Here is a 20,476-nt window from a genome sequence, read left to right on the forward strand (position 1 = left end):
CCGAGCCTAGCGACTCCCTGCGGGGCTTGACCCGTGTTCGCCGCACCGAATGACGATTCGTCGTCGACTACCGGCCGGTGGGGCTTCTCGCGCAGTTCCCCGCGCCCCTGAGGCATGCGCTGCGCGCGCCTTCCCCCTACGCCCCTGGGCGAGCGAAGCTCGCTCCCAGGGGCGCGGGGAACTGCGCGAGAAGCGGCCACCGGCCGTCAGCCGATGTACGACCCAGGGGCGCGGGGAACTGCGCGACCAGCCACGACGGCGGCGCGCTCGGGTGACCGCTATCCGGTGCCGTAGCGCGGGTGGACCAGGGTCGACGGCGCGTAGGCACGGTCCGGACGGAGGACCCCGGCACCCCCGGGCGACGGCACCGCCTGCCGCCCGCCCAGAACGAACGCGGCACCCCCACCACCCCGATACGAGACGACCCGGAGCCCGGCCGACCGCACCGTCGCGGCGACGGTCCAGAACCGCCCCGACACCGGCCCCCCGTGCACCACGACCCGCCCCCGCTCCCCCAGCACCCGCGCCACCAGCCCGTAGAACTCCTGCGAGTACAACTTCGTACTGCCCGTGAGCGCCGGATCGGGCAGGTCGCAGATCACCACGTCGTACGGCCCCCCGAGCGACGCCCCGCCGCGCAGCAGCCCGAACACGTCCCCGGTGACCACCCGCACCCGCGGATCGCTCAGCGCCCGCCCGTTCAACGCGCTGAGCCCCGGATCCCGCCGGGCGAGCCGCACCACCTCGGGATCGCCGTCGACGACGTCGACCCGCCGCACCCCGCCGAAGCGCAGCACCTCGCGCGCGGCGATCCCGTCCCCGCCCCCGATGACGAGCACCCGCCCGCGCGGCCCGGAGCGCAGCGCGGGGTCGACGAGGTCGGCGCGGTAGCGCGCGGCGGAGTCGCCGCGCACCCGCAGCCGCCCGTCCAGGTAGAGGCCGAGCGGCCGCCCGTGCTCCCCGCCGGTCAGCACGACCTCCTGCACCTCGCTCTGCACGGCGACCCGCACCTGTGCGCCGAACATGGCGTGCCGCGCCGCCCGCTCGAAGTCGTCGACGAGCACCCAGGCGGCGGCCAGCACCGCGAGCACCGTGACATTGGCGACGAGCAGCAGCCAGCGGCCCCGCCGGCTCAGGTCCCGCCGGAACAGCCCGAGGACCAGCGCCCCGCCCGCCACGGCGTTGACCGCGCCGGTCAGCAGCGCACCCGTCAGCTGCCCGAGCAGCGGCAGCAGCAGGAACGGGAACGCGAGGCCGCCCACCAGCGCGCCCACGTAGTCGGCGGCGAACAGGTCGGCGACCGCGCCGCCGGGGTCCTGTCTCCGGATCCGCTGGATGAGCACCATGAGGAGCGGCACCTCGGCGCCGATCAGCACCCCGATGGCCAGCGAGAAGCCGACCAGCAGATATCTCGGCCCGTCGCCCCAGACACCGCCCCAGCCGCCGGTCCAGGCGAACACGGCGTACAGCGCCATCGCGCTGCACCCGCCGACCAGCGCGAGCAGGGTCTCCAGCAACCCGAAGCCCACCGCGGCACGGCAGCGCAGCCGCTTGGCGGCGAGCGAGCCGAGGCCCATCGCGAAGACCATGACGGACAGCACCACGGACGCCTGGGTGACCGAGTCGCCCATCAGGTACGAGGCGAGGGCGACCAGTTCGAGTTCGTACACCAGTCCGCAGGCCGCGCAGACGAAGACGCCCGCGAGGACCAGGAACCGGCCGGTGCCCGGCTTGACCGGGAGCGGGGCCCGGCCCGGCTCGCCCCGGGACCGCGGGACCCCCGAGTACGGGGCAGGGGCGTGCGGATCGATCACCCAGGGAACGCTACGTCACCGTGCAACTCCGGCCGGTCACCCACACGTGTGGAAAAACCGGGCGCAGGCATACCTCGTCGAGGACAGGCCCCGGACAGGCCCTAGAGCAGCACGGCGGCGGGCCGCCGCACACCCACCCGGGTGCGGGTGGCGACGAGTTGACCGTCCTGCGGGTACGCGTGCCAGGTGCGCCAGTGCACCTGGCCCTCGTGCCGCTGGGCGAGCATCGCGGTGAAGGCGTGCGGGCTGCCGGGGAAGACCCCGGCCAGACCGTTCGGATGGTCGGACACGAGAGCGAGCAGTTCCTGCGCGCGTCCGGCGAACTGACCTGGGGTCAGATCCTCGACGCGGGCCGCGAACTCGTACTCCCAGTCGCCGACACGCTCGGCGACACCGAGCGGCAGCGGGGTGCTGCTGCCCGGGATACAGGCCACGGTCTCCGAGCAGCTGCCGTTCTCCTCCTCCAGGAGTACCTGGTGGGAGGCGCCGAGCAGCCTCAACTGGAGTGTGGCGCCGGAAAGTTGCAGGTCGAGGGTGGCGAGCGCGGGAAGCGGCTCACGGCCCAGGGTCCAGGCCAGGTCGTCCGCGCTGGTGTCGGTGTAGGCGGTGTTCAGGGTCGTGAGCATGGGTCGGCTCCGCTAGCACGCAAAGGGAGGTGGGGCCGGCTGTGTCAAAGGGACCGGCTCGTGCCCACGCGAACGGCGTGAAGACGCAGTACGAGGGCTGAGTTGACGGTTAAAAGGGAATCATGGGCGGTGGCGCCGTCACAGCGTTTTTACCCAACTTGACGGGGTTTCCATCCCCCCGGGCGCTGCACAGCTCAACTGTTCAACCTCCGCGGGCATCCGAATGCGCCCGGCGCACACCCTTCGGGTTTTTCCTGGACATATGTACGGGCACGAGTGTCCCGACATACGGACGGCCCGCGTGGACCGACTGCCCCGTGTCAGTCGTCTCCGCGCGGGCCGCCCGCTTCCCCCGTGGGCGCGGCGTCAGCTGCCGCCGCCGCACCCTCCCCCGCCACCGCACGACGAGCCGCCTCCGCAGGAGCTGCCCCCGCCGCAGGAGTGGCCGCCCCCGCAGGAATGGCCGTGATGGCCGGACGACGATCCGGACGAACACGAGGCACCGCCACTGCTCGCGGCACCGCCCCCGGCCCACCAGCTGCCGCTCGATCCCCGCGAACGCCTCTTCTTCTTCAACGACGTGCTCGGCGCGCGGCCGCTGCCGCCCGCCTTGGCCGTTCCGACCACGATGGCGACGACCACCACCACGAAGACCCCGATGAAAACAGCTCCCATCACCGGTCCTCCTTTCCCTTCCCCCGAATCCCCCGAGGGGCGCCCCGTGCGGGCGTGCAAGGGGGATGCCCCTGCCCGTACGCGGTCAAAGCAGAGTTGAGGAACTTCTGAGGGTCCGCGTCAGTGATCGGCTGCTGACCTGCGCAGAAGCGCAGTCCGGTCGCGCCCGGCGGTGACGAGGGTGTTTGTCCGGTGCGCTCGCGCGCCCGACTCCTGCCCGAATCGGCCGCGACGGAACAGCGGAACGGAAGTTGAGGAACCCCGGGACTTCGACGCAGGATGACGCCCATGACCTCCCGCACCCGCCCCCTCCTCAACCGCCGTCTCGCCGAGTTCGGGACCACGATCTTCGCGGAGATGTCCGCGCTCGCCGTCTCCACCGGTGCCATCAATCTCGGGCAGGGCTTCCCCGACACCGACGGGCCCGAGCAGGTGCGCGAGGCCGCGGTGCGGGCGCTGCGGGACGGGCGCGGGAACCAGTACCCGCCGGGGCCCGGCGTCCCCGAGCTGCGTACCGCGATCGCGGAGCACCAGAGGCGCCGGTACGGCATCGAGCTGGACGCCGACCGCGAGGTGCTGGTCACCGCGGGCGCGACCGAGGCCATCGCCGCCTCGCTGCTGGCCCTGGTCGAGCCCGGCGACGAGGTGATCGCCTTCGAGCCGTACTACGACTCGTACGCGGCGAGCATCGCGCTGGCGGGCGGTACGCGGGTGCCGGTCACCCTGCGCCCGGACGACGGCGCGTTCCGCCTCGACCTCGACGAGCTGCGCGCCGCCGTCACCCCGCGCACCCGGCTGCTCCTCGTCAACACCCCGCACAACCCGACCGGCACCGTCCTGACCCGTGCCGAGCTGACCGCGATCGCCGAACTGGCCGTCGAGCGGGATCTGCTCGTGGTGACGGACGAGGTGTACGAGCACCTGACGTACGGCGACGCCGAGCACGTCCCGCTCGCCACGCTGCCCGGGATGCGGGAGCGGACGGTGTCGATCGGGTCGGCCGGCAAGACGTTCTCGTTCACCGGGTGGAAGGTCGGCTGGGTGACGTCGTCGCCGGAGCTGGTGACGGCCGTGCGCTCGGCGAAGCAGTTCCTCACGTACGTGTCGGCCGGGCCGTTCCAGTACGCGGTCGCCGAGGCGCTCGCGCTCCCCGACTCCTACTTCTCGGACTTCCGCGCCGAGATGACGGCCAAGCGGGATCTGCTGGTGGCGGGGCTCGCCGACGCGGGGTTCGGGGTGTTCCGGCCGCAGGGCACGTACTTCGTGACGACCGACATCAGGCCGCTCGGGTTCGACGACGGGTTCGCGTTCTGCCGGGCGCTGCCCGAGCGGTGCGGGGTGGTGGCTGTTCCGAACGCCGTGTTCTACGACGACCGGGAGGCCGGGGCGCCGTTCGTCCGGTTCGCGTTCTGCAAGCGGGAGAGCGTGCTGGAGGACGCCGTGGCCCGCCTCAAGGGACTCTGAGCCGCGTCGTCCGGCTGACGGCCGGCGGGGGCTGGTCGCGCAGTTCCCCGCGCCCCTGAAGGCATGCACTGCGCGCGCCTTCCCCCCGCGCCCCTGGGCGAGCGGAGCTCGCTCCCAGGGGCGCGGGGAACTGCGCGACCAGCCACGACGTGAGCCGCGCCCGACCGACGAACCCAGTCGGCGCACCCCGAGTCGCGCCGGCGGCAGCCGCATCGCAGGGTTCGGATGTGACCGAGCCGAGCAGCACCACCGCCCTACTTGACGCCCCCTCAGCCACCATCGCCCGGCCCCGCACGACGGATTCGGCGCTGAAGGCCCTGGCCCTCTTCGCCGTCGCCCGCCTCACCGGCATGACCGCCCTCGCGCTCGCCGGCGACAAACCCTGGGCGCTGCTCGGCCGCTCCTGGGACTCCCTCTGGTACCTCGGCATCGCCGCGAACGGCTACGGCGCCCGCACCCTGCACCCGGGCCCCGGCCTCCTCTACCAGGACCTCGCCTTCTTCCCGCTCTACCCGGCCCTGATCCGCGCCGCGCACACCCTGCTGCCGGTGCTCGACACCGGCACCTGCGGACTGCTGATCGCCTGGGCCGCGACCGGCGCCGCCGCCCTCGGCATCCACCGGATCGGGCTGCGGCTGCACGGCCCGACCGTGGCCACGCTGCTCGTCGTGCTGTGGGGAGTGCTGCCGCACTCGGTGGTGCTGTCCATGGCCTACACGGAGCCGGTGCTCACGGCCCTGGCCGCCTGGTCGCTGTACGCGGTGCTGACCGGGCGCTGGGTGTGGGCGGGCACCCTGGCCGCGCTCGCCGGTCTGGCCCGGCCGAACGGTTTCGCGGTCGCCGCCGCCGTGGTGGCCACCGCCGGCTGGGAGCTCTGGCGGCGGCGCGGCCGCGTTCCCCACAGGCTGTGGACGGGCGCGCTGCTCGCCCCGGCCGGCTGGGCCGCGTACGTCCTGTGGGTGGGGCGGCGCGAGGGCGATCTGCTCGGCGGGTACTTCGCCGTGCAGCGGGCGTGGGGGTCGACGTTCGACATGGGGGCCGGGTCGGCCCGGTTCGCCAAGCGGATGCTGCTGCGCGGGGATCTCTTCGTGTTCCCGATGGCGCTGGTGATCGTGGCGGCCGGCGTGCTGCTGTTCGCGCTGCTGCTCCTGGACCGGGCACCGCTGCCGCTGCTCGTCCACAGCGGCGTCCTGCTGTCGATCGCGGTCTGCGGCTCCGGGTTCTTCGAGTCGAAGCCGCGCTTCCTGCTGCCCGCGTTCCCGCTGCTGCTGCCGCTGGCGTGCGCCCTCGCCAGAACGGCGAGAACCCGACCCGCGCAGGCCCTCCTGGTGGTGGGTGCGCTGGCCGGGCTCTCGGTGGCGTACGGAACGTATCTGCTGGTCTATGCCCACAGACCGCTGTAGCCGGGCAGTGCTCTATTCGGCGTCGTCGCCGGGCTTCTCGTCCTCCACGGCCGAGTCGACCTCGGCCTCGAGGCCGAGCTCCTCGATCAGCCAGCGGTCGAACTCGATCGCGGCGCGCACCCAGCTGACGGTCGACGACACGAAGTGCTCCAGGGAGACCCCGGTGCCGATCAGCATCTGGGCCTCGCCGATGAGGCGGACCGTGCCGTCGTCGTGGGTGTGGCTGTAGACCTTGGGCCACAGCGTGCGGCGGTTCCAGTCGTCGATCGACTCCAGGAGCTGCGGCTTGGCCTCGATGCCGTGCGGCCGGTCGTAGAAGGTCCGCACCGAGAAGACCCGCTGGTCGTCCTCGCCGCGGAACATGAAGTACGTGCGGAACTCCTCCCACGGCGCCGCGAGGTCACCCTCGTCGTCGACGACGTGCTTGAGCTCCATCTGGTCGAGCAGCTGCTTGACCAGGTCCTGGTCGGGAATGACGGGGCCCGCCGGTCCCGCCCCCTGCTGCTGAGGCTGTCCCCCGAAATTCGGAATCGAGGACGGGTCGATGCTCACGTGCTTGTTCCCTTCGTACGGATGCGGCCATCCTCTCCCAGGAAGGGCCCCCGGGGGCAAGCCCGGAAGCCCCTCCGCCGCGTTTCGGCCGTTCGCCGTCTGCGGACAGCCCCGCTCCCCCGCTACAGCGTCTTGCCCCCGGCCTCGGCTGTGGCCCCGGGTCCCACGATCAGCCCGTCCCCGAACACGTCCACCCGGACCGTGTCCCCGTCCTTGATCTCGCCGGACAGGATCTCCTTGGCCAGCCGGTCGCCGATGGCCGTCTGGACCAGGCGGCGCAGCGGCCGCGCACCGTACGCCGGGTCGTTGCCCTCGTCCGCGAGCCAGGTCAGCGCGGCGTCGGTGACGTCGAGCTTCAGGCGGCGGTCCGCCAGGCGCTTGGCGAGCCGGCCGAGCTGGAGGCCGGCGATGCGGCGCAGCTCGTCCTTCTCCAGGGCGGAGAAGACGACCAGGTCGTCGAGCCGGTTCAGGAACTCCGGCTTGAAGGAGGCCCGGACGAGCTCCAGGACCTGCTGCTTCTTCTCGTCCGCGGAGGTCATCGGGTCGATCAGGAACTGGCTGCCCAGGTTCGACGTGAGGATCAGGATCGTGTTGCGGAAGTCGACCGTGCGGCCCTGCCCGTCGGTGAGCCGCCCGTCGTCGAGCACCTGGAGCAGGATGTCGAAGACCTCCGGGTGCGCCTTCTCGACCTCGTCGAGCAGGACGACGGAGTAGGGGCGCCGGCGCACCGACTCGGTGAGCTGGCCGCCCTCCTCGTAGCCGACGTAGCCGGGGGGCGCGCCGACCAGGCGGGCCACCGAGTGCTTCTCGCTGTACTCGCTCATGTCGATGCGGATCATGGCCCGCTCGTCGTCGAAGAGGAAGTCGGCGAGCGCCTTGGCCAGCTCCGTCTTGCCCACGCCCGTCGGGCCGAGGAAGAGGAACGAGCCGGTGGGGCGGTCCGGGTCGGCGATGCCCGCGCGGGTGCGGCGGACGGCGTCGGACACGGCGCGGACGGCCTCGGACTGGCCGATGAGCCGCTTGCCGAGCTCGTCCTCCATGCGCAGCAGCTTCTGCGTCTCGCCCTCCAGGAGGCGTCCGGCCGGGATGCCGGTCCAGGAGGCGACGACGTCCGCGATGTCGTCGGAGCCGACCTCCTCCTTCACCATGGTGTCCCGGGCGACCTCCTCCTCGGCCTCGGAGGCCTCCTCCAGGTCGCGCTCCAGGGTGGGGATCTCGCCGTAGAGCAGCTTGCTGGCGGTGTCGAAGTCGCCGTCGCGCTGGGCCCGCTCGGCCTGGCCGCGCAGCTCGTCGAGCTTCTCCTTCAGCTCACCGACGCGGTTGAGGGACTGCTTCTCCTTCTCCCAGCGGGCGGTGAGCCCGCGCAGCTCCTCCTCCTTGTCGGCGAGGTCGCGGCGCAGCTTCTCCAGGCGCTGCCGGCTGGCCGGATCGGTCTCCTTGCCGATCGCCAGCTCCTCCATCTTCAACCGGTCGACGGCGCGCTGGAGTTCGTCGATCTCGACCGGTGACGAGTCGATCTCCATGCGGAGCCGGGAGGCCGCCTCGTCGACGAGGTCGATGGCCTTGTCGGGCAGGAAGCGGGAGGTGATGTAGCGGTCGGAGAGGGTGGCGGCCGCGACCAGCGCGCTGTCGGCGATCTGGACCTTGTGGTGGGCCTCGTAGCGGCCCTTGAGCCCGCGCAGGATCGCGATGGAGTCCTCGACGCTCGGCTCGGCGACCAGCACCTGCTGGAAGCGGCGCTCCAGCGCCGGGTCCTTCTCGATGCGCTCGCGGTACTCGTCGAGCGTCGTGGCGCCGACCATGCGCAGCTCACCGCGGGCGAGCATCGGCTTCAGCATGTTGCCCGCGTCCATGGCGGAGTCGCCGCCGGCGCCCGCGCCCACGACGGTGTGCAGCTCGTCGATGAACGTGATGATCTGGCCATCGCTCTCCTTGATCTCGGAGAGGACGGTCTTCAGCCGCTCCTCGAACTCACCCCGGTACTTCGCACCCGCAACCATTGCACCGAGGTCCAGCGAGACGAGCCGCTTGTCCTTCAGGGACTCCGGAACGTCGCCCTTCACGATGCGCTGGGCGAGGCCCTCGACGACGGCGGTCTTGCCGACGCCGGGCTCACCGATGAGCACGGGGTTGTTCTTGGTGCGGCGGGACAGTACCTGGACGACGCGACGAATCTCCTGGTCACGCCCGATGACGGGGTCCAGCTTGCCCTCGCGGGCGGCCGCGGTGAAGTCCGTCCCGAACTTCTCCAGCGCCTTGTAGGACCCCTCGGGGTCGGGTGTCGTCACCCGGCGCCCTCCCCTGCTCGTCGCGAAGGCCTCGGCCAGCTTCTTCGCACTGGCCCCATTGTCGGTCAGCACCTCGCCGGCGGCGCCGCCCTTGGCGGCGAGGGCGATCAGCAGATGCTCGGTGGAGAGGAACTCGTCGCCGAGCTCCTTGGCCCGCTCGTCGGCGTCGGCGATCACCGCGAGCAGCTCGCGGCTGGGCTGCGGCGGCGAGACCGTCGACCCGGTGACGCTGGGCAGCGACGCCAGTACGCGCTCGGCGCCCGCCCTGACCTGCGCCTGGTCGGCGTCGACGGCGGCCAGCAGATCGACGATGTTCTCGTTGTCCTGCCCCTCCAGCAACGAAAGCAGCAGATGGGCCGGGGTCAGATCCGGGTGTCCCCCGGACACGGCCCGGCTGCTCGCCGCGTTGATCGCGTCGCGGCTCCGGTTCGTCAGCTCGGCGTCCACGTGCCTGTTCTCCTCCGCGTCCTCGTCCTACGGGCACCCACTCGGGTACTCACTCTGCCTTGACCAACATAGGCAAAGTTGAGTCTATTCCACTCAACCTTGGTTCGGGGGGGATAGGTTCCCGGTATGGCCAAGCGGATCGACCTCGACCACCCTCCCGCCGCTTTTCTCAGCTTCTGGCGGGAGCGGCATCTGTGCACCCTGACGACCCTGCGCCGCGACGGCACACCGCATGTCGTGCCGGTGGGGGTGACCTACGACGCCGAGGCCCGGGTGGCCCGGGTGATCACCGGGAAGGCGACCCGCAAGGCCGCGCACCTCCTCGACGGGCCGGGGCCCGTCGCGGTCTGCCAGGTCGACGGGCGGCGCTGGGCCACGCTGGAGGGGCAGGCCACGGTGCGCACGGACCCGGAGAGCGTCGCCGACGCCGAGCGCCGCTACACGGAGCGCTACAAGGCGCCCCGGCCCAACCCGGACCGGGTGGTCATCGAGATCGCGGTGACCCGCGCGACGGGCAACGCCGTCTTCGACCCCGACACGGACTGAACCCCCGACACGGACTGAGACTCCGGCGCACACCGGCACCGGGTAACCACAACGACCGCACGCAAAACTGCAGCGGCGCCACCGTGTTTCAGGTCCACGGTGACGCCGCTGCGGGGGGAAGCACCTGCGCGATCTACTACGACGGGGGCATCGCGTCAGGCACTGCGGGGGGTGGCTGTGGTGCGAGGGGACGCCGCTCGGGGCGTCCGCGAGGCCTCGGGTCCTGCCTCGCCGACCAGCTGATGGTCCCGCTGGTCGAGGTTCACGAAGATCATTCCGTACCGGACGACCGACCGCACCGGCTGTGGGGCGCCGCGCGGCCGTCGCAGACACCGGAAGGCCCGGATGTCGTCGTCGTCCTCCCGCACCACGACGATCGGCTCTCCGAACAGGGTGACCATGAGGGAGTCACCGGCGTTCGGGATCGCCGTCACGAGGTCGATGGTGTGCCAACCGGAGCGGTAGGCGATCGCCATCTCGCGGCGGAGGGTTCTGTCGTCCGGAGGGGTGATCATGCAGCACCGTCCACCGGGGCGGTGCTCCAGGACAGGTCCGGAGGCACGGCGGCCTGCGACGCGGCCGTGGCCGACCCGGCGGGGGCCACGCTCCACGACAGGTCGGCGGGCCGCACCGTCGCGCCGCCCGTGACCCTGCTCCAGGACAGGTCCGCGGGCCGCACCGCCGTCTCGGCGGGCGCCGAACTCCACGAGAGGTCCGCGAGCCGTACGAGCGAGTCGGCGGGCGCCGAACTCCACGACAGGTCCGCGGGCCGCACCGCCGCGTCCGCGGGCGCCGAACTCCAGGAAAGATCCGGCGGCGCCACGGCCTGCGACCCCGAAGTGCCCGTACCGGCAGGCGCCGAACTCCACGACAGATCCAGGGCGCCGGCAGCGCCGAAGGCCAGCCCGGCGGAGAAGGCACCCACCAGTATCGAGCGAAGCATTTCCTTGCGCATAGTGGGCTTCGTCCTCACTTCCATGGCTACTCTCCCCCGGCTCCCCAAGACGATGGCTCATTCGGCCACGCAAACACCACAGGATCGATGCATCATGTTCCTGCACGTTCAGGACCCTGGGGGGTGAGCAAGTGATAGCAAAACAGCCACATGGGACACATCCCCATGCTGCGGCCGAATTGTGTGACGAGGGCAGGCGGTTGTACGCCCACGCCCTGCACTCGGGGCGTATCGCGCGCACCGAAGTGGTGCCCGCACCTTGTCTGCTGGACTTCGCCCTGCTGCACCCGGACCCGGACGACGCCAACTGGCTGCGGCCGGTGCCTCCCGCGGCGGCGCTGGCCCAGCGGCTGCACCCCATCGAGCGCGAGATACAGGAGCGCCGGAGCCTCGCCGTCGACCTCGCCAACTATTTCGAACCTTTCATGGCGATCAGCGCACAGGATCCGGCGACCACCCACGCGATCACCGTGCTCGAAGGCATCAACCGGATCAACTCGGCGATCGAACTGGCCATAGCGGAGTGCACGTCCGAGATCCTCACGGTCCAGCCGGGCGGCGGCCGCAGCGAACACTCGCTCACCGAGGCCCTGGAGCGCGGCCAGGACGTCATAGAGCGCGGCATCACGATGCGCACCCTGTACCAGCACACGGCCCGGCACAGCCAGGGCACCCTGGTCTATGCCGAACACATGGCCAAGGGAAACGTTGAAATCCGGACTCTCGAAGAGCTCATCGAGCGGCTGATGATCTTCGACCGTACCGTGGCCTTCATCCCGACCCGGGGAGACACCGAAGTCGCCCTGGAACTGCGCCATCCCGGCCTGGTCGAGTATCTGACCACGGTCTTCGAGCAGTTGTGGGGGCGCGGTGTGCCGCTCCTGGAGGAAGCGCCCTACGCCCCGCCCACCGACGGCATCACCGGGGTGCAGCGCTCGATCGCCAAGCTCCTCGTCGACGGCCACGTCGACGAGGCGATCGCCCGCCGGCTCGGGATGAACGTCCGGACGTGCCGCGCGCACATAGCCAAACTGGCGGCGGCCCTGGGCAGCGGGAGCCGGGCCCAGCTCGGCTATCTCATCGCCCGCTCGGGACTCCTGGAGTCGGGTACGCCGGAACCGAACAGAGAGAGTCATTCGTGACCGCGCAGGGCCACCCGCACGGCGTCGGCGAACTGTGCGAGGCCGGAATGAGCCTGTACACGCACAGCCTGCGCGAGGGCCGCGTGCTGCGCCAGGACACCGCCCCGACCCCGTGCCTCGAGGCGTACGGGCTGCTCCACCCGGACGGCGAGGATCCCCAGTGGCTGCGTCCCGTGCCGCCCGCGATCGCGCTGCCCGGCCTGCTGAAGGCGATCGAGCAGGACATCGTCCAGCGGCGCCGCCAGGAGGCGAAGCTGGCCGACACGTTCGCGTCACTGATGGCGCTGGACGCGGAGCGCGCCGCGGTGCCCAACGCCCCGCTGATCGGCGTGCTCCTGGGCCTGCGGCGCATCAACGAAGCGATCGCCGAGGCCACCGCGGAGTCGTGCAGCGAGCTGCTGACCATCCAGCCGGGCCCGGCCCGCCCCGCGTCGCTCCTCGCGTCGTCGCTGCCGCGCGAGCAGGAGCTGCTCAGCCGGGGCGGCCGCATGCGCACGCTGTACCAGCACACTTCGCGCCATTCGCCGGCCGTCCTCGCCCACTACGAGGAGTTGAGCGGGGACGTCCAGGTCCGCACCCTCGACGAGGTCACGGAGCGGCTGGTCATGCTGGACCGGACCGTGGCCTTCATCCCGGCGAACCAGGACCGCACGGTCGCGCTGGAGATCCGCCACCCGGCCCTGATCAGCTATCTCGCGACCACCTTCGAGCGGCTGTGGCGGCTCGCCACCCCCATGTTCCCCCTGGACCTGGGCGAGGAGCCGTCGCCGGGCAGTGTCACCACCCGGCAGCGCACCATCGCGACCCTGCTCACCGAGGGCCACACCGACGCGGTCATCGCGGAGCGCCTCGGCGTGAACATCCGGACCGTACGGGTCCACATCGCCAAGCTGGCGACCACCCTCGGCAGCGACAGCAGGGCCCAGCTGGGCTATCTCATCGCCCGGTCCGGAATCCTCGACGAGGAGGCGTGAGACCGCCCCGGCGAGAACCCGGCCGCTCCGGGAGCCCGGTCACTCCAGGCCGGCCTCGGCGCAGGCGGCCGCGTATCCGCCCGAGCAGATCTGCTTGACCGTGTAGATCTTGTCCTTGACCACCGTCTGCTTGATGTTGGTCCGCTTCAGCGCCACGACGCTGATGCTCGCCGTGTGGATCTGCTTGGTGGTCGGGCTGTCGGTGCGGCCGGTGGCCAGGGCCTCGAACTCGATGTCGCGGCCCTGGGCGATACGGACCGCCATCTCGGCGGCGGTCGCGGCCTCGTCCGGGTAGGGCTTGTAGACGCTCATGTACTGGTCGCCGGTGAGGATGCGGCGGACGGCGGCGAGTTCGGCGTCCTGGCCGGTGATGGGCGGCATCTTGGTGACGCCGGCCTCCTTCAGCGCGGCGATCACGCCGGCCGCCATGCCGTCGTTCGCCGAGTAGACGCCCGCGATGTTCGAGGCGCCGAGCGCGGCGATGGCCGACTGCATGTTGGCCTTGGCGTTCTGCGGCTTCCAGGCCACGGTGTCGTACGACTTCGCGACCGTCACCGTGTTCGCCAGCTCCTCCCGCGCGCTGTCCTTGAAGTCCTTGGCGTTCGGGTCGGTCGGCGAGCCGTTGATCATGACGACCTTGGCCTTCTTGCCCTGCTCCGCGCCGATGGCGGCGACGAGTTCCTTGCCCTGGGTCTGGCCGACGAGTTCGTTGTCGAACCCGACGAAGGCGTCGACCGGGCCCTGGGCGAGCCGGTCGTAGGCGATGACGTGGATGCCCGCGTCCTTCGCCTTCTGCACAGAGGCGGCGATCGTGTGCGCGTCCACGGAGTCGACGATCACCGTGTCGACCTTCTCGTCGATCATCTTCTGAAGCTGCTGATTCTGAAGATCGGCGTCCTGGTCCGCGTTGGCGTATACGAACTTGCCCTGACCATCGGTGAGTTCGGATACCTGCTTCTCGATGATCGGCCGGTCGAACTTCTCGTAGCGCGTGGCCTCCTTCTCCGGCAGGAGCAGACCTATCTTGACATCGTTGCCCTTGCGCACGGGAGCGCTGCTGTCGCTGCCGCCCCCCGGCAGCACACCACCGCAGGCCGTGAGCGAGACCAGCAGGACGGATGCGGCGCCCGCTGTCGTGGCACATCGCATTCGCGTGTTCATTACGGATACCTCCCTGACGTGGCCGCGACGGTGCGGCCGAGGTGGCTCGAAGCCAACTCGGCGGCACATTCATCGTCAAGAGGTGAACCAATACCGCAACGAAACCGCGTCCGTTACTTCCCCACATGAAGTCGGAAGTCCCCCCAAGGGGCGAATACTGGACATCCGTTCCGTGTTCACAGGATGCTCACTTTTCCGCCACGTTCTCAGCGGTGCTCAGGCGGTGCTCAGGCGGGCACCCGGTCGAGGAATCCGTGGACGGCGCGGATGCGTCCGTCGTCGTCCAGCTCGACCACGTCGAACCCGGCGACGGGCGCGCCGCCGTCCTGCTCCGACACCAGCTCCCAGCCGAAGCGGGCGAGCCGGTGGTGCCCGTCGACAGCGCCGAGCGGCCGGAAGAAGAACCCGGGGAACTGCTCGTGGGCGGCGCCGATGACGGCGGCGACCCCGTCGTGCCCGGCGACGTCGGCGAGCGGGTCGGTGTAGGTGCCGTCCTCGGTCCAGGCGGCGGCGACGGCCTTGGCGCGGTCCTCGGGGGTACGGGCGTTCCAGGCGTCGAAGTAGCGGGCGACGGCGGTGTCGTAGGTCGTGTCGGCAGTCATGGCAAGGGCCTCCCCAGGTCGGTGGACCCGGAGCCCGAGCGGAGTGCGCCGCCCGGGTTCCGGTGACTTCAGAGTGCCGGGCGGGGCGGGGGCGGTCGATTACGTGACAGGTAAGGAGTCGGATCCGGAGCGCCTTGTGTCGCGGGGCTCAGTAGCCGAGATGCGTGATCTGGACGATGAAGACACGTTCGCTGCGCACGACCACCTGGTAGGTGAACATGCCGCCCGGCACCGTGATGTCGCCGCCTTCGGGTCGACTCCGTCGTGCGCTCGCCCATGTAAGTGCAGGGCTTCACAGGCGCCCCTGGACCGCCCCCAGAGCCTCGTCCAGGACAGCGCTCAGCTCGCGCAGGGCCTCACGCGCCACCTCGGGGTCCTGGGGCGCGCAGCGCGTCCGGGGTCTTCTCCGGACGCGGGATCAGCTCGGATCCGCCGGTGGCAGGTGTGCTCATCGTGTCCTCCAGGGAGTGCCTCGCCCAGAGTATCGGCCGGGGTACCGCTGGGATGGCGTGTCGGAAGGCGGTCATCCTGGGCAGCTCCTTCAGGTGGCGCAGGGAACGAACGCGGGTGCGCCGAGGGCGGTCCGGCAACCTGGGCAGGAGCCTGGCTGAGGCCCGCGATAGGCCCGGTCGCAGGTTTCGCAGTTCTGGAGGGGATGGCGTACGGAGTCCGGAGGTGCCGGGGCCCGGAAGGCGGGCGGCATCGGGGGCAGCAGGGCCGTCAGGCGGTGGGCCAGGAGGGCCGCCGGGCTGCGCACGGGCCGGTCCTCCGGGAGGTCGCGGGTCAGGGCGTGGCGGACGGCGGTGGGGGTGAGGTCCCGTTCGAGCCAGGCGATGACGCCGGGGGCGAGGCGTTCGGTGTCGCGGGCGGAGAGGGCGAGGCGGGCGTCGGCGCGGTGCAGGCCGGCGAGGAGGTCGGTCGCGGCCTGGAGGGTGGCGGGGCTCGGCCGGTGTTCGGGGTGGGGGACGGTGAGCGGCTTGGCCCGGGGCTTCTGCTGCTGCCGCTTGGGCCTTTCCTGGTCCGGGGTCGCGCCGGGCCGGTTGCAGGAGACCGTCCGCGTACGGACCCGGCCGTCGGGGGTGCGGTGCCGCTCCCGGCGCAGGTAGCCGTGGGCCTCGAGTTCGCGCAGCGCGGCGGCGATCCGGGTCGTGCCCTCCGGGAAGCGGGCCGCAAGGGTCCTGACGTCGACGCGGGCCCCCGCCGGGAGCGACTGGATGTGGACGCCGAGGCCGATCGCGAGGCCGGAGAGTTCGCGGTGCTGGGCGAGGTGGTTGCCGACGACCGTGAAGTGGGACTGGTGCCGAACGTTCTCGTGAACGATCCCCGCACGGGGGACATCCACGGGGATCCGGCCCGGGGCGCGCGAGGGCGCGCTAGGGTTCTGGGTATCCATCGGGAAGGCCTTTTCTTCCTCGGTGGTCAGGCCCTCGATCGGGATTGCTACTCCCGGCCGGGGGCCGACGTATGTCTGCGGTTGTTGTGCTGTGTGGCGCCGAGCGTAAGCCAGGCAACCGGGGCAATTGCCAGCTGAGTTGGCGATGTTCACCGGTGCGAGTGAACGCCTCCGGCGCGGAGGGCGGGGTGGGCTTGGACTGGTTCCTTTCCCCTGAGTGAGGTGTCTTTGGAGTTGGCGTCGGGGTCACCGGAGTACGGGTTTCCGGGGGCCGGTCGTACGAGGTCCAGCTCGGCCCAGACCGTCTTGCGCGGGAGGGGGCCTTCGTCGACGCCCCAGCGGTCGGCGAGTGCTTCTACGAGGATCAGCCCGCGCCCGGATTCGGCTTCTGCCGGGCCGACTTGAGGCATGCGGTCGCCCCGCGCGTCGGTCACCTCGATCCTGAGCGCGTCGCCGGTGACGCACAGCCCGAGACGGAAGTCCCGGCCGGGCACCCGCGCATGCGTGACGGCGTTCGCGGCCAGCTCGGCCACGATGTGCGCCGCCTCGTCCAGGAGGAACGGGTGTCCCCAGGAGCGCAGTTGTTCGGTGGCGAGCAGGCGGGCGAGGCGGGCGGCGCGGGGTGTGGGTGACAGCAGCACCGTGAATCTCTGGTTCATGTCACTCAGCGTGGCCGCGGCTGCCTACTCTGACCCGCGACACGGCTGCTACGTACGGTGACTGTCCAGCTTCTGTACAGGGCTGTACAGGCTGTCCAACACCGTCGGGGGGTACGGCCGTTGACGTCGGGGAGTTCGGTGTTCTGGAGGTGCGCGGGATGACTGATGGTGACGGCTGGGAGCTGGAGCCCGGTGATGAGGAGGGGGCCGCTGTACTGGGGCTGATCGGGCGGCAGTTGAAGGGGTGGCGCGAGTCGGTCGGCCTGCGGGCCTCGGAACTCGGCGCCGCCCTCGGGTACGGCGAGGGGACCGTCTACAAGGTGGAGAGCGGGACCCGGATCCCGCGCCCCGAGTACCTCGACAGGGCCGACGAGGTCCTGAACGCCGGCGGACGCATCGCGGAGCTGAAGGAGGATGCCGCCAAGCTGCGGTACCCGAAGAAGGTGCGCGACATCGCCGAGGCTGAGTCGAGGGCCGTGGAGCTGACGGCGTACGGGTGCCACAACCTGCATGGGCTGCTTCAGACCAGCGAGTACGCCCAGGCGCTCTTCTCAACCTGGCGCCCGGTCCTTCCGGCAGAGCGAATCGAGCGCGCAGTCGCCGGGCGCGCGGCCCGGCAGTCGATCTTTGGCCGCTCCCCCGCACCGACTCTCAGTTTCATCCAGGAGCAGGTAACGCTCCAGCGGCCCGTCGGAGGGAAGATGGTGTTGCGTCGCCAGCTCGAACGTCTCCTGGAACTCGGCACGTTGCCCCACGTGGACATCCAGGTGATGCCGACGGCACGCGAAGGCCACGCCGGAATGCTCGGCAAGATGGAGGTGCTGAAGTTCAAGGACGGGACAGCCATCGGACGCTGCGAGGACGACTTCGCCAGTCGGCCTGTATCCGACCCGAAGCAGGTCCGCGTCATCGAACTACGGTGTGGCATCATCCGGGCCCAGGCCCTCTCGCCAGAGGAGTCACTGGCCTTCATCGAGCATGTGCTGGGAGAAACATGAACGTGTCCGAACCGGCCTGGTTCAAGAGCAGCTACAGCAGCGACAGCAGCAACCCGGACTGCGTAGAGATCGCCCACACCCCCGGCACCACTCTTATCCGCGACTCCAAGAACACCACCGGCCCCCACCTCACCGTGACCGGCACCGTGTGGGCCGAGTTCGTCGCCCACGCGGTCGAGGGCTGACGAGCTACCCCTCGTACTCCGTCAGATCGATCGCGTACAGCCGCAACCCCTCGTCCTCCCCCGTCGCCGTCATCCCCAGCTTGTGGAGAAGTTTCATCGAGGAGGCGTCGTCGGGGGCGGCGGCCGCCACGACGCGGTCGATGCCGCGGTCCTGGAGGGCGAACTCCAGGGACGCCTGGGCCGCCTCGGAGGCGTATCCCTGGCCCCAGAACTGACGGGCCAGCCGCCACTGGATGCCGATGTGCCCGGCGATCTTCGGCGGCGCCTCCGGGACGTACAGCCCGACCGCGCCCGCCAGCTCGCCCGAGCCGAGCAGTTCGACGGCGAAGAGCCCGAACCCCTCGTCGTCCCACTCCTCCTCCCAGCGCTCGATGTCCTCGGCGGTGTCGTCGAGGGAGCGCGGGGCGCCGTCCCCGATGCGGGCCATCACCGCCGGGTCGGCCTGGATCTCCGCCAGGGGCGTCAGGTCGTCGTCGGGGAGCCAGCGGCGCAGGAGGAGGCGGGGGGTGCGGATCTCGGTCATGGGTCCATCCTGCGGCATCGCACCCGGGACGCCACATGTGAGCCCCGTACAACCCTGGTGCCCCTCCGGCAGTCACCTTGTCATCCGACGAGAGCCCGCCTCTCCGACCCCGTACAAGGAGCCGCAGAGCCCATGCGCCAGCCCATCGCCGTTCCCCCGCGCAGCAGCCGCGCCGTACTCACCGCCCTGGCGGCAGCGACCCTGATCGCCGCCGCCTCGGCCGCCCCGGCCCTCGCCGACGAGCCGGACGCGTCCGACGCGCTGTGGATCTCGGCACCGTACGACCTGGTGCTGCCGGGGGCCGACGCAGACGGCAATGCCGCGTCGCAATCCGTCGACGTGCAGCTCTCCCACGACAACACCGACAACTCCGTCTCCGGCGGCACGCTCACCGTCGACGCGGGCGAGCTGGCAGGGATCGCGGACGTGACCTGGCCCGCCAACTGCACGGAGGAAGTGGGGAGTTCACTCAAGGCGACCTGTACCTTCGGCAGCCTCGACGGCGCCCCCTGGATCACCGCGGCCACCCTCGGCATCCGCGCCGAGGCCGACGCGCCGGCCGACGCCTCCGCGTACCTGCACTACACGGCGAGCGCCGACAGCGACTTCGGCCCGCTCGACGCGTACCAGGCGGACACCCACGTCACCGTGGCCAACGGCCCCGACCTGGGGCTCAACCAGTTGCCGTTCAACGCCAAGGTCGGCCTGAACAGCGATGTCGCGCAGCCGGTGCGCCTGACGAACTCCGGGAACCGGACCGCCGACCGCACGATCCTCACGCTCTTCGCCTCGCACGGCCTGGAACTGGCGCACCGCTACGGCAACTGCACGTACGCGGACACCGACCAGACGGCGGGCACGACCGCCGTGTGCGTCCTGGACCGGGCCGTCGCGCCGGGCCAGACGTACGACCTGTCGCCCGCGACCGCCGTGCGCACCACCGGCGCCGCACTGTACGAGCGCTTCGACTACCAGGTGGCGACGTACACCGACGAGGCGTACCAGCAGGCCGTCGCGGGACGGCCGTTCGTCCAGGGCAGCGGGGCGGACTTCGTCCCAGAGCCGGCCGCCGCGTCCCTGCGCTCGGCCGACACCGACGACCTCAACCCGGAGGACAACTACCGGGCGAGGAACCTGACCGCCGAGAACACCGCCGACCTGCGGGTCACCGCGCCGAACATCACCGGCGCCGCCGTCGGCGACACCGTCACCGCGCGCATCGGCGTGCTCAACAAGGGCCCGGCCTGGGTCGCCTCCCTCGGCGCCGGTGCGAGCGTCGCCACCGTCGATGTCACGCTGCCCGCCGGTACGACCGTCACCAAGAAGCCCGCGATGTGCGACAAGACGGGCGAGCGCCAGTACGTGTGCCGCACGCCGATCCTGCTGTGGGAGAAGGACCGTACCGTCTTCGCCTTCAAGCTCAAGGTGGCCTCGGCCGACGCCCTGAGCGCGACCGGCACCGCCGCCACCCGCAACAACGACCCCGAGCTGTCCATCAGCGCCTTCGACCCGAACCTGAAGAACAACAGCAGGACGTTCACGATCAGCGGCTGACCCGGCCGGGCGCACACGCGGAAGGGCCCCGGAGACGCGATGTCTCCGGGGCCCTTCCGTCGTACAGGTCAGTCCTGCGGCCGCTTCGGCCGCCACACCACCAGCGCGCTGGTCTGCTGCACCTCCTGGTACGGGACCAGGTCGCGGCGGTACGAGGCGTGTACCGCCGCTTCACGTTGCTGCATGGCCGCGGCGGCTCCCTCCACGGCGGCGGAGAGCTCCGCCACCCGGGACTGGAGCGCGGTGACCTGGTTCTCCAGCTCGATGATGCGCTTGATGCCCGCCAGGTTGATGCCCTCGGTCTGCGACAGCTCCTGCACCTGGCGGAGCAGTTCGATGTCGCGGGCCGAGTAGCGCCGGCCGCGCCCGGCCGTGCGGTCGGGCGAGACCAGGCCGAGGCGGTCGTACTGGCGCAGGGTCTGGGGGTGCAGGCCGGACAGCTGGGCCGCCACCGAGATGACGTACACCGGTGTCTCGTCGGTCAGTTCGTACGGGTTGCGGCGACGGCCATCCAT

General features: G+C 71.0%; 20 protein-coding genes. 8 read left to right on the forward strand and 12 right to left on the reverse strand.

From position 1 onward, the window contains the following. Positions 1-278 precede the first annotated feature (278 nt). Together ABZ930_RS32830 and ABZ930_RS32835 are read right to left on the reverse strand one after the other, a co-directional pair. A complete protein-coding gene (locus tag ABZ930_RS32830) occupies positions 279-1,814 on the reverse strand; it encodes a polyamine aminopropyltransferase (protein ID WP_361556060.1) in 1,536 nt (511 codons plus the stop codon). A 101-nt stretch (positions 1,815-1,915) separates the two neighbouring features. Then, positions 1,916-2,440 carry a DUF2617 family protein gene (locus tag ABZ930_RS32835; protein ID WP_361556063.1) on the reverse strand — a complete coding sequence of 175 codons (525 nt, stop codon included), beginning with the start codon at positions 2,438-2,440 and terminating at the stop codon, positions 1,916-1,918. A 954-nt stretch (positions 2,441-3,394) separates the two neighbouring features. Here ABZ930_RS32835 and ABZ930_RS32840 point away from each other — a divergent pair. After that, on the forward strand, positions 3,395-4,579 hold the full coding sequence (locus ABZ930_RS32840) for a pyridoxal phosphate-dependent aminotransferase (RefSeq protein ID WP_361556066.1): 1,185 nt from the start codon (positions 3,395-3,397) through the stop codon (positions 4,577-4,579). Between the two features lie 278 nt (positions 4,580-4,857). Continuing rightward, the gene (locus tag ABZ930_RS32845) at positions 4,858-5,982 is read left to right on the forward strand and encodes a hypothetical protein (protein ID WP_361556169.1); all 1,125 of its coding nucleotides are present in this window, start codon (positions 4,858-4,860) and stop codon (positions 5,980-5,982) included. A 12-nt stretch (positions 5,983-5,994) separates the two neighbouring features. On the opposite strand, the gene ABZ930_RS32850 is transcribed toward ABZ930_RS32845, so the two are convergent. Continuing rightward, on the reverse strand, positions 5,995-6,534 hold the full coding sequence (locus tag ABZ930_RS32850) for a YbjN domain-containing protein (protein WP_361556069.1): 540 nt from the start codon (positions 6,532-6,534) through the stop codon (positions 5,995-5,997). A gap of 122 nt (positions 6,535-6,656) precedes the next feature. Further along, complete coding sequence (gene clpB / locus ABZ930_RS32855) at positions 6,657-9,269, reverse strand: ATP-dependent chaperone ClpB (RefSeq protein WP_361556072.1); 2,613 nt, start codon at positions 9,267-9,269, stop codon at positions 6,657-6,659. A 126-nt stretch (positions 9,270-9,395) separates the two neighbouring features. On the opposite strand from clpB, the gene ABZ930_RS32860 reads away from it, so the two are divergent. Beyond that, entirely contained in the window at positions 9,396-9,815 is a 420-nt protein-coding gene (locus ABZ930_RS32860) for a TIGR03618 family F420-dependent PPOX class oxidoreductase (RefSeq protein WP_361556075.1), read from the forward strand. Between the two features lie 155 nt (positions 9,816-9,970). Here ABZ930_RS32860 and ABZ930_RS32865 read toward each other — a convergent pair whose 3' ends face one another. Next, complete coding sequence (locus tag ABZ930_RS32865; protein ID WP_361556078.1) at positions 9,971-10,330, reverse strand: hypothetical protein; 360 nt, start codon at positions 10,328-10,330, stop codon at positions 9,971-9,973. After that, on the reverse strand, positions 10,327-10,758 hold the full coding sequence (locus ABZ930_RS32870; RefSeq protein WP_361556081.1) for a hypothetical protein: 432 nt from the start codon (positions 10,756-10,758) through the stop codon (positions 10,327-10,329). The genes ABZ930_RS32865 and ABZ930_RS32870 overlap by 4 nt, the downstream gene beginning before the upstream one ends. Positions 10,759-10,970: 212 nt before the next feature. On the opposite strand from ABZ930_RS32870, the gene ABZ930_RS32875 reads away from it, so the two are divergent. After that, positions 10,971-11,912 (forward strand): helix-turn-helix transcriptional regulator, encoded by a 942-nt coding sequence (locus ABZ930_RS32875; protein WP_361556084.1) that lies wholly within the window; start codon positions 10,971-10,973, stop codon positions 11,910-11,912. Further along, positions 11,909-12,886, forward strand: coding sequence for a LuxR C-terminal-related transcriptional regulator (locus tag ABZ930_RS32880; protein WP_361556087.1), 978 nt, complete (start codon positions 11,909-11,911; stop codon positions 12,884-12,886). Before ABZ930_RS32875 ends, ABZ930_RS32880 begins: the two co-directional genes overlap by 4 nt. A gap of 39 nt (positions 12,887-12,925) precedes the next feature. Here the strand turns inward: ABZ930_RS32880 and ABZ930_RS32885 are convergent, their stop codons facing one another. From ABZ930_RS32885 to ABZ930_RS32900, 4 genes are all read right to left on the reverse strand, one after another. Next, positions 12,926-14,047 (reverse strand): substrate-binding domain-containing protein, encoded by a 1,122-nt coding sequence (locus ABZ930_RS32885; RefSeq protein WP_361556090.1) that lies wholly within the window; start codon positions 14,045-14,047, stop codon positions 12,926-12,928. 227 nt (positions 14,048-14,274) lie between these two features. Continuing rightward, the gene (locus ABZ930_RS32890) at positions 14,275-14,649 is read right to left on the reverse strand and encodes a nuclear transport factor 2 family protein (protein WP_361556093.1); all 375 of its coding nucleotides are present in this window, start codon (positions 14,647-14,649) and stop codon (positions 14,275-14,277) included. Positions 14,650-15,190: 541 nt separating this feature from the next. Continuing rightward, positions 15,191-16,042 (reverse strand): helix-turn-helix domain-containing protein, encoded by an 852-nt coding sequence (locus tag ABZ930_RS32895; protein ID WP_361556096.1) that lies wholly within the window; start codon positions 16,040-16,042, stop codon positions 15,191-15,193. Positions 16,043-16,191: 149 nt separating this feature from the next. Continuing rightward, on the reverse strand, positions 16,192-16,701 hold the full coding sequence (locus ABZ930_RS32900) for an ATP-binding protein (protein ID WP_361556099.1): 510 nt from the start codon (positions 16,699-16,701) through the stop codon (positions 16,192-16,194). A gap of 158 nt (positions 16,702-16,859) precedes the next feature. Between ABZ930_RS32900 and ABZ930_RS32905 the strand changes: the two genes are divergently transcribed. Both ABZ930_RS32905 and ABZ930_RS32910 read left to right on the forward strand, forming a co-directional pair. After that, a complete protein-coding gene (locus ABZ930_RS32905; RefSeq protein ID WP_361556102.1) occupies positions 16,860-17,699 on the forward strand; it encodes a helix-turn-helix transcriptional regulator in 840 nt (279 codons plus the stop codon). Next, positions 17,696-17,884, forward strand: coding sequence for a DUF397 domain-containing protein (locus ABZ930_RS32910; protein ID WP_361556105.1), 189 nt, complete (start codon positions 17,696-17,698; stop codon positions 17,882-17,884). The genes ABZ930_RS32905 and ABZ930_RS32910 overlap by 4 nt, the downstream gene beginning before the upstream one ends. Before the next feature lie 4 nt (positions 17,885-17,888). Here ABZ930_RS32910 and ABZ930_RS32915 read toward each other — a convergent pair whose 3' ends face one another. Beyond that, on the reverse strand, positions 17,889-18,407 hold the full coding sequence (locus ABZ930_RS32915) for a GNAT family N-acetyltransferase (protein ID WP_361556107.1): 519 nt from the start codon (positions 18,405-18,407) through the stop codon (positions 17,889-17,891). 132 nt (positions 18,408-18,539) lie between these two features. Between ABZ930_RS32915 and ABZ930_RS32920 the strand changes: the two genes are divergently transcribed. Then, a complete protein-coding gene (locus ABZ930_RS32920; RefSeq protein WP_361556110.1) occupies positions 18,540-19,961 on the forward strand; it encodes a hypothetical protein in 1,422 nt (473 codons plus the stop codon). Between the two features lie 68 nt (positions 19,962-20,029). Here the strand turns inward: ABZ930_RS32920 and ABZ930_RS32925 are convergent, their stop codons facing one another. Further along, positions 20,030-20,476 (reverse strand): helix-turn-helix domain-containing protein, encoded by a 447-nt coding sequence (locus ABZ930_RS32925; RefSeq protein ID WP_361556113.1) that lies wholly within the window; start codon positions 20,474-20,476, stop codon positions 20,030-20,032.

The organism is Streptomyces sp. NPDC046716, from assembly GCF_040645755.1.
Lineage (GTDB): Bacteria > Actinomycetota > Actinomycetes > Streptomycetales > Streptomycetaceae > Streptomyces.

Coding starts and splice junctions, on each gene's coding strand:
- ABZ930_RS32835 (WP_361556063.1), bottom strand. CDS start 2,440: ATGCTCACGACCCTGAACACCGCCTACACCGACACCAGCGCGGACGAC.
- ABZ930_RS32840 (WP_361556066.1), top strand. CDS start 3,395: ATGACGCCCATGACCTCCCGCACCCGCCCCCTCCTCAACCGCCGTCTC.
- ABZ930_RS32860 (WP_361556075.1), top strand. CDS start 9,396: ATGGCCAAGCGGATCGACCTCGACCACCCTCCCGCCGCTTTTCTCAGC.
- ABZ930_RS32865 (WP_361556078.1), bottom strand. CDS start 10,330: ATGATCACCCCTCCGGACGACAGAACCCTCCGCCGCGAGATGGCGATC.
- ABZ930_RS32870 (WP_361556081.1), bottom strand. CDS start 10,758: ATGCTTCGCTCGATACTGGTGGGTGCCTTCTCCGCCGGGCTGGCCTTC.
- ABZ930_RS32885 (WP_361556090.1), bottom strand. CDS start 14,047: ATGAACACGCGAATGCGATGTGCCACGACAGCGGGCGCCGCATCCGTC.
- ABZ930_RS32890 (WP_361556093.1), bottom strand. CDS start 14,649: ATGACTGCCGACACGACCTACGACACCGCCGTCGCCCGCTACTTCGAC.
- ABZ930_RS32895 (WP_361556096.1), bottom strand. CDS start 16,042: ATGGATACCCAGAACCCTAGCGCGCCCTCGCGCGCCCCGGGCCGGATC.
- ABZ930_RS32900 (WP_361556099.1), bottom strand. CDS start 16,701: ATGAACCAGAGATTCACGGTGCTGCTGTCACCCACACCCCGCGCCGCC.
- ABZ930_RS32905 (WP_361556102.1), top strand. CDS start 16,860: ATGACTGATGGTGACGGCTGGGAGCTGGAGCCCGGTGATGAGGAGGGG.
- ABZ930_RS32910 (WP_361556105.1), top strand. CDS start 17,696: ATGAACGTGTCCGAACCGGCCTGGTTCAAGAGCAGCTACAGCAGCGAC.
- ABZ930_RS32915 (WP_361556107.1), bottom strand. CDS start 18,407: ATGACCGAGATCCGCACCCCCCGCCTCCTCCTGCGCCGCTGGCTCCCC.
- ABZ930_RS32920 (WP_361556110.1), top strand. CDS start 18,540: ATGCGCCAGCCCATCGCCGTTCCCCCGCGCAGCAGCCGCGCCGTACTC.
- ABZ930_RS32925 (WP_361556113.1), bottom strand. CDS start 20,476: ATGGATGGCCGTCGCCGCAACCCGTACGAACTGACCGACGAGACACCG.